Raw genomic sequence first — 15,929 nt, 5'->3', positions numbered from 1 at the left:
CAAACAGTATAAGACTGTCGGGCCGCAGATGACAGCGCTGGCAGGCCTTCACGCTAAACTGTTGTTACGTCGTTACATACTGCCCGAAAGTCGTATGAAACGCACCGTAATTATTAATCAGTCGTGATGATTGTGACTGAATATTCAGTAAATTAATGCTTCACGGCGCAAAAAATGCGCCGTGTCTGCATAATAATCAAACGGTTTTAACCGCGATTGACTCACCCTGCATACGCTTACGCAGCGTACGCTTGGTACGGTCAATAACGTCACCCGCCAGCTGGCCACAGGCTGCGTCGATATCGTCGCCACGAGTTTTACGTACGATGGTGGTGAAACCATACTCCATCAGCACTTTTGAGAAGCGATCGATACGGCTGTTCGAGCTACGGCCATACGGCGCGCCCGGGAACGGGTTCCATGGGATCAGGTTGATCTTGCATGGCGTATCTTTAAGCAGTTCAGCCAGCTCATGTGCATGCTCGGTACCGTCGTTAACATGATCCAGCATCACGTATTCAATGGTCACGCGGCCCTGGTTAGCGTTGGATTTCTCCAGGTAACGGCGCACGCCAGCCAGGAAGGTTTCGATATTGTACTTTTTGTTGATCGGCACAATTTCGTCACGGATGGCGTCGTTTGGCGCGTGAAGAGAGATGGCCAGCGCAACGTCAATCATGTCACCCAGTTTGTCCAGCGCAGGCACCACGCCGGAAGTAGAGAGCGTAACGCGGCGCTTGGACAGGCCAAAACCGAAATCGTCGAGCATAATTTCCATCGCCGGAACGACGTTGGTCAGGTTGAGCAGCGGTTCACCCATCCCCATCATCACCACGTTGGTGATTGGACGTGTACCGGTGACTTTCGCCGCGCCCACGATTTTCGCGGCACGCCAGACCTGGCCGATGATTTCCGACACGCGCAGGTTACGGTTAAAGCCCTGCTGCGCCGTAGAGCAGAATTTGCACTCCAGCGCACAGCCCACCTGAGAAGAGACGCACAGCGTGGCGCGATCGTCTTCCGGGATATACACGGTTTCAACGCGCTGATCGCCAACGGCAATGGCCCACTTGATGGTGCCATCTGAAGAGCGCTGCTCTTCCACCACTTCCGGTGCGCGGATTTCAGCCACTTCTTTAAGCTTATTGCGCAGCACTTTGTTGATGTCCGTCATGTCATCAAAGTTGTCGCTGCAATAGTGGTACATCCATTTCATGACCTGATCGGCACGAAACGGCTTCTCGCCCATCTCTTTAAAGAACTCGCGCATCTGCTGACGGTTCAGGTCCAGCAGGTTAATTTTTCCATTTTTATTGGGAACCGCAGGAATGGCGACTTCGGAGGTATTCACTAATTCAGACATAATTTTTTCCGGCCTCGTTGTTACACGTTGTGGCCCTTGGTGGGTTGAAAAGAAACGCCCCGGTAAGCAGTCTGCTCGTCCGGGGCGTTGCATTGTACAAAGTCTGGCGCAGGGATGCCACGTTTGCACGCGGCATTTACGAAATTATTAGCGAGTGCGCGGGCACACTTCGCCTTCAGCGAAGAAGAACGCGATTTCGCGCGCAGCAGATTCAACAGAGTCGGAACCGTGGGTGCCGTTCTCGGTGAAGCTGTCTGCGTAGTCGGCGCGCAGAGTACCTGCCAGTGCGTTGTCCGGGTTGGTTGCACCCAGCAGATCGCGGTGACGCTGTACCGCGTTTTCGCCTTCCAGTACGGATACCACGATTGGGCCAGAAGTCATGAACTCGACCAGACCGTCAAAGAATGGGCGACCTTCGTGCTCAGCGTAGAAACCGCGAGCCTGCTCAACGGTCAGGTGCAGCATTTTGGTGCCAACGATCTTAAACCCTGCTGATTCAAAGCGAGCGAAGATGCTGCCAATAACGTTTTTTGCCACCGCGTTTGGTTTGATGATGGAAAAAGTACGTTCAATAGCCATTGATAACCTCTGTAAAATGTTCTGTTGTTTTTGCATACCTGAGTATGGTGTGGCGCGGATTATAAAGAGCAATAGCGCCATTGCCTATGGTTATGCATAACATTTTTTTAAAATGAGACGAAGATTAGCAACAGCTCGTATTTCGCATACCGTGTTGATGATGAAAACAGAGCGGACACTGCTTTTCATCAGACGTAAATGACCAGAAATGACGGTGGCACGTCAGGCAAACGGCTTCATATGCCGGTATGGTCACGCTTTTCGCTGTTCCTTCTGTTTGCGTCACGTTTATCGCCGCATGCTGGCATACCGCTACGCAGCCGCCGCACCCCGTACAGCGTCCGGTTTCCACGACCAGTTCAGTGTTCTCAAACCGAATCGCGTTTTCCGTACAACTCCGCCAGCACGCGCCGCAGAGTACGCAGGATTCGGTATCGAGAGTTATCTCTGCCTCGCTAAACGCAGAAAACGCCCTGCGCAGATCACGCTGACCGGGCACGACGCTACAGACCCGGACATCCTCACGGGGAACGTGCATCAGCGCACGCCGGGCGGTATTAACCTCGTTGACGGGTATATGTTTAAACGCCCACGCCGCTTCACCGCGTCGACGAAGCGCCAGATTCAGCCGGGCAATCGCCAGCAACCAGTCAGGATTCTGTTCCGCGTCGATACTGATAAAACGAACGTGGTACTGCGCGTGCCACAGCAGAAGCTCATTCACCCCTGGCGCACGGTCAGTAAACGGCCCAACAAGCGTATCGCCACTCAGAAAGCGTTTTCGCGGCGTGATGCCGGTGATGGCCCCAGCGGGGCAGACGAACAGGCAGTCACCGCATTCAATACAGCGGCTGTCATCAACCGAGACGCCTGAGTCGGTAAAAGAAAAAGCCTGCACAGGACAGACGTCCGCGCAGGCGAGGCAGGAAGAGTGGCGAAAACGGCGACGGACGCACGCATGCGTCACGTCCATCGCCGGGGCAAAGGTCAATCCGCCCATCAGCCAATACTGAAGAAAACAAAGCGCAGCATCAGCTCACCGACAATCAGCAACGCGCCTCCCAGCAGTATGGGAGATCGCGCCGCTTTCAGACCGCCCGCAGCAAAGCACAGCATACCCGCAACGGATACGCACCAGCTCAGCAGATGAACGGTTCGCAGTTGCTCCAGCATCTGTAGCGGTGCATGAGGGAACGTCACCACGGTGTGGTCCATAGCCGTAATATCTGCCAGCCAGACGGGCTGCATCACCAGACGCACAAGCACCAGCAGCGTGATAATGACAACCGCCGCACGCACGGTTGACTGGGAACGCGTCCCAACGACCATGCAGGCTGAACCGATAATCCCCACCGAACCGATAAACAGCACCAGAGTGTTAACATGCTGCCATGTCACCACGGATGCGTGCATGTAGATCTGCGCCATGCAGAACACATCGACTAAACCAACCAGACCTGACACAACCAACAGCGGCTTCCAGCCTGGCTTTTTGACAATCATCAGCAGCGTTGCGAAGCCAAGCGCCGCAAGATAAAGACTGGCAAAGATAATCTCACGGCTCAGCCAGGAGCTGGATACGTGGCGCAGCGCGTTAAGAGCATTAAGCGGATAGCCCATGTGCAGCGCGGAGGCGAGCAGCCCCAGGCTCGCCAGCACAAACGCTCCGGCTGCCGGCAGCAGCACGCTGCGTTGCGTGCTTCCGAACGCCAGCCACAGCGTAACGCCAACCGATCCTTGCAGGAACAACGTAAAAATCAGCAGTGGTAACTCATGCATGACGTTTCCCCTCTTTCTCTGCGCCCTGATGCGCTTTGATCACCAGGTTTGGTTTGGTGATGGAGGAATCAGGCAGGCCTTTCACATCACAGACCGCACCATACTTCGCCCGCAGTTCATCAATCGGCCCGAATTTAATCGCTTCGAGTGGACAGGTTGCCACACAGACGGGCTGCTCTCCCTTCGCCTGGAGATCCACGCAGAAATCACATTTGGACATCTGTCCGGTCTGCTCGTTGAGCTGTGGCGCGCCGTAAGGGCAAGACCATGCGCAGTAGCCGCAGCCGACGCACTTATCAGTATCAACGCGCACAATGCCGTCTCCCGGACGCTTGTGCATCGCCGTGGTCGGACAGTTTTTAGTGCAGATTGGGTCTGCACAGTGGTTACAGGAAATAGAGAGCGTGTAGGCAAACACATTGTTGCTGACGCCGCCCTGCCCGGTTGGGATGAAATTCCCGCCATTGACTTCATAAACGCGACGGAAACGACGTCCGACCTCAAGGTTGTTTTTATCTTTGCACGCCACCTGGCATGCCTTGCAGCCCGAGCAGCGAGAAGAGTCGATATAAAAACCCAGCTGTTTGTCGCTCACCGGTGCGTAATGTTTAAACTGACTCATGCTTTAGCTACCTCCACCAGCATGGTTTGATGGGAATTCCCTTTCGCAAGCGCGGTAATACGGGCGGAACTGAGCACGTTCGCGCAGCCGCCTTTATCGATACCCTGCTCGTCCGGCTGCCACCAGGCGCCTGCCTGCATGGCCACCACGCCTGGAATGATGCGCGGCGTGACCTCCGCCGGGATCTCGCAAATGCCGCGCGCGTTATGAATACGCACGGTATCCCCCTGCGCAATGCCGCGCTTTTGCGCATCCTGCGGGTTGATCCACAGCTTTTGCTGCTGCGCCTCAATTAACCACGGGTTGGCGTACTGGGTGGAGTTAGCGCGGTTTTTCCCTTTCCAGGTGATCAGCTGGAGCGGGAAGGTTTTCGCCAGCTCGTCTTCCGGCCCTTCATGGGCAGGCACGTAGTGCGACAGCGCCGGAATTTCCGGGTGATGCATGTCGTACAGACGCTTCGAGAAGATCTCAATTTTTCCGGACGGCGTCGGGAACGGATGATTCTGCGGATCGCGAATGTTGTCTTCAAAGGCAACGTACGGCGCGCTTTTGAAAAGATGCTGACGCGTCTTCTGTAGCGTCGCGAAGTCCGGCAGGTTTTCATCCGGCATGGACAGCCGCGTCTGCTCCCAGATGTGCTCAATCCACGCTTTTTCGTCACGGCCCTCGCTGAACGCTGGCTCGACGCCAAGCTTAGCAGCGACCTCCCGCAGCCAGTCGTAGTCTGAACGGCGTTCAAATTCAGGTTCAATGAGCTTTTCTGACAGGATCAGATAGCTTGCCGTGCCCCAGGTTTCGCCGATATTCCAGCGTTCCATAAAGCTGGTTTCCGGCAAAAGCAGGTCGGCGTATCTGGCGCTAGGCGTCATAAACAGATCGCTTGCGACGATAAACTCGATTTTCGACTCGTCTTCCAGGACACGGGTTGCCTGATGAAGATCCGGGTTCTGGTTAGCCAGATAATTGCCCGCCAGCGAGAACAGGATGCGGATATTGCTGTCCAGCTTCTCAGCATCCTTCAGGCCATCTTCCGCGGTTACCTTAGAAGCATCATCAGCAGCCTGCACCCAGTTCATGACCGAAATTTTGGCTTTGACCGGGTTGTCCGGCATCTCTGGCCCGGCCGCAAATTTGCGGTTTGCGCAGCCTCCATAGCCTGCTGCCCAGCCGCCTTTCACCCCAACGTTACCCGTCAGCGTGGCCAGTATCGTCGAGCCGCGCGCGGTGCGCTCGCCGCAGTTGTGACGCTGCGGTCCCCAGCCCTGGATCAGCGCGGCGGGTTTGGTGGTTGCGTAGTCGCGCGCCAGCTGACGAATAGTTTGTGCAGGCACGTGAGTGATTTTCTCTGCCCACTCGGGCGTTTTCGCCACGCCATCCTTTGCACCGCTCAGGTAAGCCATCAGGGATTCATTGGCCGGAACGCCTTCTGGCATGGCGTCTTCGTCAAAGCCCAGGGTGTAGCGTTGAATAAAGTCGCGATCGTGCAGATTCTCCGTGACGATCACATACATCATCGCGTCCATCAGGGCGTTGTCCGTGGCAGGAAGCAATGGGATCCACTGATCGGCAAGGGAGGAAACCGTATCGGAATAGCGTGGGTCAACAACGATAAAGCGCGTGCCGTTTTGCTTCATCTTCTGGTAGAAGTGGTTGCTGTGCCCGAAGATGGTTTCCGTCGGGTTATGCCCCCAGAGAATGACCAGTTTGGTGTCCAGCAGCGTGTCCAGAGAGCTGCCGCTGGCGGCGGTGCCATAGGTATACGGCGTTGCCGCCGCCGTGTTACCCATACTGACCGAGTGATAGCTTTCGAGATAGCCGCCGTTTAAGTTGAGCAGACGACGAACCATTTTATCGCCGGAAAAGGTCCCGCCGGACACCGCGGTGCCCACATGAACATAGCGTGACGCAGCACCGTATTTTTGCGTAATAGTTTTTAATTGATTCGCAATAAGGCTGGTGGCTTCATCCCAGGTAATACGTTCGAATTTTCCTTCGCCACGTTTACCCACGCGTTTCATTGGATATTTAAGCCGATCGGGATGATAAACAAATTTCCGATAAGCCCGACCACGAACGCAGGCGCGCATCACTGGCATCTGCGGATCCAGCGCGTTATCCGGACGCGTTGAAATTCGGGTCACAACGCCATCACTGACGTGAGCACGAATATCACACTTGCCGCCGCAGTCAAACGTACTACAGGTTTGCACCACTTTTTCTTCAGGCGTAGCGTCTGAAACCGCCGCGTCCTGTGCCTGTACTTTGCCGGTTTTGACGACAAACGGCAGGGCGGCGAGCGCCGACCCTGCCTGAATAAAATGACGCCGGGATATGGCGGGAATAAGCCCTTCTCCCTGATGTTTATTTTTTTTCATTGCTCGTTCCTTCAAATAAAAACGCATTCTCGTTTTTTTTCAGGAACGAATATTGATAATTATCAAGCTAACTCTTGAGGAGTAACACTTAGCGATCTAATTCAAAATTCACCGTCGCCGTTTGTCCTGTTTCATCTAATACAATTAATTGATATTTACCAGGCAAATATAATTGCAGTGAATAATTCTTCTGATGCCCGTCCAGCGGTTCGCCATTCAAAAACCACCATCGTTGCCCCTCCCCGCCGCTGGTTGAAACGTTGAGGGTAATATTTTTCTCACCCGGAAGACGTTTAATTACCGCCCCTTCTCTGACGCCTGACAACATCAGCGGCGCCGCATTATGGTTATCCAGCGGAGGGCAAATTGCTGAACGGGCGGGGAGACGAGCAGCCCGTTTTTCGGCAGCAGGCAGCCAGGGCTCCAGCGGCAGCGGCCAGACATCCAGCACTTTTTCTGTCGCATCAGGACAATCCGCCGCAACGCGTTTGCCTTCTTTATCCAGCCAGACCGGGAAACGGATCCCGCGAATACCTTCCTGTTCCGGCAGCAGCAGCGTAGGCGGTTCACTGCCTTCCAGCAGCCAGGTTGACAGCCGACGCCGACAGTTTTCGCTCCCTTCAGGCAGGGACTGGCCCCCCGGCCAGCAAATCACGCCCCGTCCTACGCTTGCGGGACGCGGATCGCGCGGCAGGCGCGCTTCATCCACCATCGAGCGGGACTGAAGCATGTTATTGACCTGATTCAGGAGCGGTACCGCGCTGGCGAAACCAAACTGCCCGGCAACGGGCGTGCCGTCCGGGCGTCCGGTCCAGATTCCGATGACATAGCGGGCATTCAGGCCGATGGCCCAGGCATCCCGGTAGCCATAGCTGGTGCCCGTTTTCCACGCCAGCGGCGCAACCTGGGGCAGCGCACTGTCCGGCAGGGGCTGTGCTTCATTAGCGAGAATGCGACGAATAATCCACGCCGCCCCCTGCGATAACAGCGGACGTTCGATCAGCGGATCGCCCGGCTGTAAACGCAGCCGGCCCGCCTTACCCTGACGCGCAAAGGCGCTATAGGCGGCAGCGATATCAGCCAGGCGTGCGCCTGCGCCCCCCAGGATCAGAGAGAGGTTGGGCTGTGCCCCCGCAGGCAGAATGAGCGGTAATCCCGCGTTGCTCAGCATTCCGGCAAAACGTTTTGGGCCGTACGCTTCCAGAACCTGCACCGCAGGCAGGTTGAGGGAACGCACCAGGGCTTCGCTCATACTGACCGGCCCATGGAAGCCGCTGTCAAAGTTGCCGGGACGATAATCCCCCGTTTTTCTTGGAACATCCTGTAATAACGAAGCGGGATGGATCAGACCATCGTCCAGCGCCATGCCATAGATGAATGGTTTGAGAACCGATCCCGGCGATCGGATCGCATTGACCATATCTACGTGGCTGAAACGGCTGTCATCATTGATATCTACCGAGCCTACCCAGCCACGCACTTTCATGGATGTATGATCCACGACGATCATCGCCAGCGAACTGCGGGCGGGCAGGCGTGATTTCCAGTTCATTGCCAGCTCTTCAAGCTGTCGTTGCAATGCTGCATCCAGCGTGGTGACTATTTTTGTGTCACGACTTTTACTCAGCATCATGCGGGAAAAGAGCGGCGCCAGCTGCGGCATCTGCCGGGGGGCCAGCCAGACCGGCTCTTCACGGGACTCTTTCACCTGCTTCTCAGACCAGACGCCCTGAGTCAGCATGCGGTCGAGTACTTTGTTCCGCGCCGCTTCGGCACGTTCCGGCCAGCGGTCCGGGCGCAGACGGCTGGGTGCTTGTGGTAGTACAGCCAGCAGCGCCGCGTCGGAATAGCTCAGCTGAGACGGCGGTTTGCCAAGGTAAGTCCAGCTTGCCGCGCCCACGCCCTGCAACGTGCCGCCAAACGGGGCACGGTTCAGATACAGCGTCAGGATTTCACGCTTGGAGAGATGCCACTCCAGCTGCATCGCCCGCCACAGCTGACGAATTTTACCGCCAAAGGTTCGCGGATGCGGATCCAGAAGGCGTGCCACCTGCATGGTAAGCGTGCTCCCGCCAGAAACCACTCTCCCGGAGGTGAGATCCTGCCAGGCGGCACGCAGTACAGATAGCGGATTGACGCCCGGGTGATCCCAGAACCAGCGATCTTCATACTGGATCAGCGCCTCAAGATAGCGTGGGGAAACCTCTTTAATGGTAACCGGATAGCGCCAGATGCCTTCGCTGTCGGCAAAACGCCACAACGGAACACCCTGCTCATCCACCACCACTCGCGCAGGGTTGACCTCTTTCAGGGGCAACGGCCACACGCGGTCAGCGACGACAATCAGCCCCCCTGAAACGAGAAGCGCTCCCGCCAGCCACAGCCAGCGGGAGCGAATCAGGCGTGCTATCCGCATCTTACGGAACAACGATCAGCGGGCCACTGGCCGCCCCCGTTGCCCGCCACTGCGGAACGTACATGGACTCGACCATCGGAACAGGCACCTGGTAGGTTCCCGGCGTAACGGCACGGGCCAGGTAAACCAGCGTGACCGGCTGACCTTCATTGACCGGCACCGCGGCCACAAAGCGATCGTCGCGGAATTCCATGTGCTGAATATCAGACTGTTGCATCTGATTCAGCAGGTTTTGCACTTCACTGCCGCTGTCCTGCAAGCTGGCGCTGCTGCTCGCCAGATTCTGGTTTTCCAGCTCCAGACCTGCCGGGAGCAGATCCACCACCAGCGCATCCGGCACGTTCTGGCTGGCCTTCACTTCCAGCCATACCAGAACCAGTTCACCGCTCTTCAGAGAAGAGAGCGACTTGCTGCTGCCGTCTGTCGCCAGGATATGACGTTCAATCTGCAAGACATTAGAGGATGGCTGAGGCGCATACTCCGGATAGCCAGTAGTGTCCAGTCGTACCCACAGCGGCGTAGTGCCGGTATTCGACATCTGCAACGCACCAATCTGATCGCCGTTCAGGTTTTCTACCTGCGCTTTATCACTGCTCTGGGTCTGTTCAGAGAGGGAGGTCGTTGCCTGCCACGCACCTGACAAGGTTTGCAGTGATCGTCCGGCCAGGAACAGCGCATTGCTCTCCTGGGTAGACAGCCAGCGCTGACTGAACGCGTCTTCAGATAACGCGTTCAGCAGCCTGTTTTGCGCATCCGGCAGCAGCTTGTACTCTTCCAGCAGGGAGAGCATCAGGGCATTATCACGCAGCTGGCTGCCGTAATCCGCCATCCAGTTTCGGCTGTCGTTACGGGGTGTTTTGAGAGCCAGATCCAGCGCCTGCTGGCTGCGCGGTGCATCCCCCATCAGTTTGAGTGCCATGCCCAGCTGCATCAACGGAAGCCCGGAAGCAGCCTGACCGTGGCGCTCCCAGATTTCACGCAGCGCACCGAGCGGCGCTTTTTGCTGACGCGCCAGCACCAGCGAAGCATACGCCTGGACAGCAAATTTGCTGGCCTGGGTGTCGTCGCTGTAGCGGATGGACATCATGCCCGGATCCTGTAAATAGCGCAGCAGTCGGCTGTTGGCGTTATTCACCGCCTCGGCAGGCACGCTGTAACCCTGCTCCCCTGCCCGCACCAGGAAGTCCGTGACATAGGCGGTCAGCCAGTACTCTTCCGGGCCGTTTTTATCCCACAAGGCAAAACCGCCATCGTCACGCTGCATTTGCAGCAGACGGGAGATCCCGATATCAATGGCCGCACGGCGTTTATCGTCGGTATCGCCTTTAATGCCCAGTGCCTTCAGCTGTGCCGCGTTGGTGTAGAGGGACGGGAACAGGCCGCTGGTGGTCTGCTCAAGACATCCATACGGATAGGCCTGAAGTTCACGTATGTAGCGCGCCAGGTTCAAAGGTGGTTTACCGCTGAGCAACAGCTGCCCCTGTAGCGTGGCAGGCGAGAAACCGTCGATATGCTGTGCTGGCGCACTCCAGGATTCGCCAGGATTCAGCATCGTGCCCGTATTCACGGTTTGCGCCGGGAATGCGGGACGCACGCCAATTTTCCAGCTCTTCTGCTGCGGCGCAAACGTCTCACCTGGGAGCTGAAGGCCCGTCACCTGAGCAGTCACTTCCCCATCGCCATAGCCCTCCAGGGCACGCACCGGTATAAACAGGGTGCTACGTGCGCCTGGCGGCAGCTTAACCGGCTCTGGCTGAGCACCTTCGAGCGACAACTTACCGGCTGCGGTTAACGCAATGCTCAGCGTTTGCGGCTGGTCAGTCAGGTTAGTCAGGTCCAGCGTCAGGCGGGAGGTATCGCCACTGGCGAGGAACCGCGGCGTGTTAAGCTCGGTGATAATCGGAGCCGCCACAATGATTTTGCTTTCGCTGCTGCCGAAATCGTCTTCCGTCCAGGCCTGCGCCATCAGACGCAGTTCACCGTTGAAATCGCCAATCGGCAGCGTGATGGTACCTTCGCCGTTGGCATCAAGCGTAACCGGCTGCGCCTGCTGGGCAATAATGGTGACATGGTTCACCGGTGGCTTACCGCCGCGTTTCAGTTCATCGCCGTCTCCGCCAAAGCGCAGTGCGGCCAGACGTCCCTGACCTTCAATCACCTGGCCGTAAACATCATAGATGTCCGCGCCATAGCGCTTCTGACCGAAGAAAGCTTGCCACGGATCCGGCGTGACGTAGTCGGTAATGTTCAGCACGCCGCTATCGACAGCCGAGACCAGCACGTTCACCTTCTGTGGCACAGCCCCCTCTTTTACGCTGGCTTTCACTTTCACAGAAAGCGTCTGGTTCGGACGCATTTTTTGCGGGTTATCCAGTGCGATGTTCAGGCGACGATTTTCGTCCCCCATTGGCAGATGCAGCAGGCCAACCGCCCGTTTTGGCGTGGCGGATTTTGATTTATCGCCAGGACGAACCACCAGCGTGCTGAGATAGAGATCGTGACGTTTCCAGGCCTTGTCGGCCGGGATAGCGAGATCCAGACCGTTAGCCGGTACGTCGATCTCTTTCCACCACAGCGGCCCTTCACTGGACTCGATCATCGCATAGCCCTTGCCTGCGGCCGGCGCGGCGATGTGCAGTTGGATGGTATCGCCTGGCTGATAGGATGGCTTATCCAGTTTCAGCGTCACGCGGTCAGGGCGCGCGGCCCCGGTGCCGTCGCTGTTATCCTGCCAGCTGTAGCCTGCCCAGAAGCGCACGCTGCTGACCATGTCATCAGGGGCTTTCACTTCCAGACGGTATGAGCCCCACTCCACCGGGAAGGTGACTTTACCGGTTTCATCGGCCTTGAGGTTTAGCTCCTGCTCGCCCTCAACCAGATCTTTTTGATCAAACTGAGACTGCCAGCCCTCACTCTCGGACCAGTTCCAGAAGTAGTCACGACGCTCGCGAATCAGTCGTACCTGTAATCCGGAAACGGCCTTTTTGGCTCCGCTGGCATCGGCATAGACGATGTCGAAGCTGGCGTTGCCGTTCTCGTCGACGATCGGCTGGTTGACGGTAGTATCGGTGCGGTAGTCGTAAACCGCCTTGCTGGCGAACTGAGGGCGAATACCCGGCAGCTCAGCCGCCGGCCAGATAGCCTGCTCAGCGCGTCGCGTTACCGGACGCCCACCTGATTCCAGCAGGCTGGCCTGCAAAATCAGTTGCAGCGGCGAGTGCGCCTCTTTCCACTGGCTTTCGGTGGTAACCTGTCCGCGCCCCTGTTCGTCCAGCGTAAGCTGCACTTCATCCAGGCTGCGGCTCAGGTTCTCCTCGGCAATATCACCGAACTGGAAGCCAGGCAGCGCAGGCACCGCGTCACGTAGCGGACGCAGGAAAAGCTGGCCTTGCAGAGAATTGCCGTTAGCTGGCGCGCCGTACAGGTAATAGCCCACAACGTTAAAGTCCACATCCTCCTGCGGGGAAACCGGCGTTTTTTGCCCGGTCAGATTCAGCGCCATACGCTCAGGCATAAAATCTTCGACGTGGAAATCCCACATGCGCTGCTGGTTATCCCCCGTATTCGCGCGAATATGCCACATGCCGGTCTGGGCGCCGCTATCAAGCGAATAGTTGAAGCGATAAAGGCCATTCTCAGGTTGCACAACGACCGTACGCGCCACCTGTCCGTCCGGACGCAGCACGTCAAGTTTTACCGGTTGATCGGGAAGCGGTTTGCCATCGCTGTCGCGAAGCAGGCCGTTAAGGATCACCGTTTCACCCGGACGATAGAGATCGCGCGGGCCAAACATAAAGAACTGTTTGCTGTAACCCGGGTTACCGGCGATATCAAACTCCGCCAGATCCAGCGCCGGAAGTTTGAGGTCAAGAAGCGTGGTCTGGCCATCTTTACTGGCAAGGATCAGCGCGGCTTCTTTATCGGTTTCCAGTTTCGCATGACCATCGGCGTCGCTGTTCGCCTCGGCCAGAGTCTGCCCTTTATCGTTCAGAAGGGTAATGGTCACGCCTGACTGCGCCGCACCGTTTTCAAGACTCTGGGTGAAGATGTCCAGGCGGTTATGATAACGGTGAGCGGACAGCCCAATATCACTTAAGGTAAAGAGCGTCGCGGCGTTACTGTAGTTATAGTGACCAGCCTGATTCATCACGGCGATATAGACGCCAGACTGCTGGAGCGGCTTAATATCTTTGAGCGGCAGGAGCAGTTTTTCACGCGTGTTGCGCGCCGGGTTGAGGTCGAAACGGCCGGTGTAGACCAGTTCCGCCATCTTCAGCAGATTGTCAGATTCCCAGTTGGTCAGCGAGTTACGGTACTCCCACTGGCTGACAAACGAGGCCAGCGACTCCGGCTTAACGCGGTAGAAGTTCACGTCCACATTGTTGACGTTGAGCGCCATCACCGGCAACCCTTCCACCACTTTACCCGGCAGCAGCGATCCGCGGCTGGCGAATCCGACCGTCGGTTCAACATCCCGGGTGGTGATCGCTTTTTCATAGTCAATGCCGAATGTCGCTTTGTTCAGCGCCAGCAAATCACGTTCGACGGTGACAACCAGATTACGATTCGGCTCCAGATGGCGCAGGCGCAGCTCTTTCAGATTGGGGGCCAGTTCCCAGGCGCCGTCCACTTTGCCGCTTTTTTTATCCACCACATGTACCGTTTTCGCAAAATCCTGGCTGGGATCCAGCGGTACAGAGAAGGTCAGAACCAGCGTCGCGGCGCCGTCGAGTTGCACTTCAGAGGCATCCAGCAGCGTCAACGCCTTACCCTGACTCTGCGCGGCCAGCTTAGCCAGCTTTTCAGGATCCGGTGTTGCCGGGGTTTTCTTTTCTGATGCAGTAGACGCTGCGGGGGCAGCGGCCTGAGGTTTGTCGTCGCTGTTATCACAGCCGACAAGCGTAAAGGTGGTGAGCAGCGCGAGAGAGATCGCAGCTAAGCGAAACGGTTTCATCCTGTATCCCTGGCCTGAGGGGCCTGTTGGTCATCGTCCGGATAAGTATTATCCGCAAGTTTCGTTAATACAAAAAGTCCAATTTTATAATCTGGAAAGCACCTCGCAGAATGGCATCACGCCGCTACGCCGTGATGGAACCGCGATCACAGCGCATAACGTCACATGTTACCTTTCACGTCATTTGTTTTTAAAACAAGAAGATAGCTGGATAAGCTCGCATCAGGCCTGCTAGTTTTATGACCATGACGCACCCTGAGTGCGCGGTTCAATAAGAGAGAAAGCCATGAAACGAGCCGTGAACGCCCTACAAAATTTCGGAAAATCACTTTACGGACCTGTACTTATCTTACCCATCGTAGGCCTGTTTATCGCCTTTGGGAATGTGCTGGGTAACGGCAATCTGGCCGAGTACCTGCCGTTTCTTGGCCACCCGCTGATCCAGAGTGTCGGCCAGCTGATCGCCAAGTCTGCCGTGTCGGTGCTGGTCAACCTGGCGCTGGTGTTTGCCGTTGGTATCCCCATTGGACTGGCAACCCGAGACAAAGGCTACGCGGCGCTGATTGGGCTGGTAACTTTTATCGTGTTTATCAATGCCATGAACGTGACGTTACAGCTTCAGGGGGAACTGGCCCCTGCGGAACAGATGAAAGCCGCCGGACAAAGCATGGTGCTGGGCGTCCAGGTGCTGGAAATGGGCGTTTTCGCCGGGATCCTGACCGGGGCGCTCTCCGGTTATCTGTACAACAAATATTCCGGTGTCCAGTTTAACGGCGCGATGGCGATTTACTCCGGCCACTGCTTTGTCGCGATTGTAATGCTGCCTGTCTCTATGCTGCTCGGCGTGATCATGAGCGAACTCTGGCCGTACGCACAGCATGGAATAAGCGCCCTGGCGCTGGCGATCAAAGGGTCCGGTCCGTTTGGCGTGGCGATCTACGGTTTCCTTGAACGCATTCTGGTGCCGACGGGCCTGCATCATCTGGTCTATACGCCGTTCCTGTATACCGAACTGGGCGGTACGCAGGAGGTGTGCGGTACGGCTTACCAGGGCGCGCGCAATATCTACTTCGCCGAGATGGCCTGCCCGGACGTGAAGCAGCTCAGCAGTACCGTGGTGTGGGATGCGCGCGGCATCAGCAAAATGTTTGGCCTGCCTGCCGCGGCGCTGGCGATGTATATGACCGCCAGGCCAGAGCGTAAAGCGGCGGCGAAAGCGATTCTGATCCCGGCGGCGCTGACCTCGCTGCTGGTCGGCGTAACCGAGCCGATTGAGTTCTCCTTCCTGTTTGTCGCCCCGCTGCTGTTCGTGGTGCATGCGGTGCTGACCGGTATCGGCATGATGCTGTTCTCGCTGTTTGGCGTTCACGCCATCGGCGCCAACGGGATTATCGATTTCATCCTCTACAACCTGCCGCTCGGCACGGAGAAGTCCAACTGGCCCATGTACATCGTGGTCGGGCTGATCATGTTCACTCTTTATTTCGTGGTATTCCGCTTCCTGATCCTGCGCTTCAACATGAAAACGCCGGGGCGTGAAGATGAGGACCAGGAGACACGCCTTTACAGCAAGCAGGAGTACCAGGCGAAGGGCAATAACGACGGGCTGGGCGAATCGATCGTTGTGGGTCTGGGCGGTCGGGAAAACATAGAGGTGGTGGATAACTGCTACACCCGCTTACGCGTCACGGTGAAGGACGTCGCCATCATCGACGAACCGCGCCTGAAAGCGACCGGCGCGAAAGGGATTATCAAACAAGGTAACAACGTTCAGGTGGTCTACGGGCTGCATGTCAAAAAAATGCGAGAAGCCGTTGAGACGTTTCTCTGAAAGGAGCTAA

9 protein-coding genes are annotated in these 15,929 nt (G+C 56.8%); 1 reads left to right on the top strand and 8 read right to left on the bottom strand.

Translation table 11 applies throughout. The features are described 5' to 3' along the window. Positions 1–196: 196 nt before the first annotated feature. The 8 genes from CU081_RS10470 to CU081_RS10435 all read right to left on the bottom strand — a co-directional run bounded on the left by CU081_RS10470 (position 197) and on the right by CU081_RS10435 (position 14,088). Positions 197–1,363: a bifunctional tRNA (adenosine(37)-C2)-methyltransferase TrmG/ribosomal RNA large subunit methyltransferase RlmN gene (locus tag CU081_RS10470; RefSeq protein WP_003860623.1), complete on the bottom strand. Its 1,167-nt coding sequence runs from the start codon at positions 1,361–1,363 to the stop codon at positions 197–199. 147 nt (positions 1,364–1,510) lie between these two features. Continuing rightward, a complete protein-coding gene (ndk, locus tag CU081_RS10465; RefSeq protein ID WP_003860625.1) occupies positions 1,511–1,942 on the bottom strand; it encodes a nucleoside-diphosphate kinase in 432 nt (143 codons plus the stop codon). Positions 1,943–2,066: 124 nt separating this feature from the next. Then, positions 2,067–2,942 (bottom strand): 4Fe-4S binding protein, encoded by an 876-nt coding sequence (locus CU081_RS10460; RefSeq protein ID WP_003860626.1) that lies wholly within the window; start codon positions 2,940–2,942, stop codon positions 2,067–2,069. Continuing rightward, positions 2,942–3,721: a dimethyl sulfoxide reductase anchor subunit family protein gene (locus CU081_RS10455; protein ID WP_003860629.1), complete on the bottom strand. Its 780-nt coding sequence runs from the start codon at positions 3,719–3,721 to the stop codon at positions 2,942–2,944. Before CU081_RS10455 ends, CU081_RS10460 begins: the two co-directional genes overlap by 1 nt. Next, a complete protein-coding gene (locus CU081_RS10450; RefSeq protein ID WP_003860631.1) occupies positions 3,714–4,343 on the bottom strand; it encodes a DMSO/selenate family reductase complex B subunit in 630 nt (209 codons plus the stop codon). Before CU081_RS10450 ends, CU081_RS10455 begins: the two co-directional genes overlap by 8 nt. Then, a complete protein-coding gene (locus tag CU081_RS10445; protein WP_022651590.1) occupies positions 4,340–6,718 on the bottom strand; it encodes a DMSO/selenate family reductase complex A subunit in 2,379 nt (792 codons plus the stop codon). Before CU081_RS10445 ends, CU081_RS10450 begins: the two co-directional genes overlap by 4 nt. A gap of 88 nt (positions 6,719–6,806) precedes the next feature. Then, the gene (gene pbpC, locus CU081_RS10440) at positions 6,807–9,134 is read right to left on the bottom strand and encodes a peptidoglycan glycosyltransferase PbpC (RefSeq protein WP_022651591.1); all 2,328 of its coding nucleotides are present in this window, start codon (positions 9,132–9,134) and stop codon (positions 6,807–6,809) included. A gap of 1 nt (position 9,135) precedes the next feature. Continuing rightward, entirely contained in the window at positions 9,136–14,088 is a 4,953-nt protein-coding gene (locus CU081_RS10435; protein WP_003860636.1) for an alpha-2-macroglobulin family protein, read from the bottom strand. 286 nt (positions 14,089–14,374) lie between these two features. On the opposite strand from CU081_RS10435, the gene CU081_RS10430 reads away from it, so the two are divergent. Then, positions 14,375–15,919 carry a PTS transporter subunit EIIC gene (locus CU081_RS10430; protein ID WP_003860637.1) on the top strand — a complete coding sequence of 515 codons (1,545 nt, stop codon included), beginning with the start codon at positions 14,375–14,377 and terminating at the stop codon, positions 15,917–15,919. Positions 15,920–15,929: the final 10 nt, after the last annotated feature.

Source organism: Enterobacter sp. CRENT-193 (assembly GCF_002787395.1).
Lineage (GTDB): Bacteria > Pseudomonadota > Gammaproteobacteria > Enterobacterales > Enterobacteriaceae > Enterobacter > Enterobacter hormaechei_C.
Note: the sequence above shows the minus strand (reverse complement) of the source record. Positions and strands in the feature narration are given on the sequence as shown.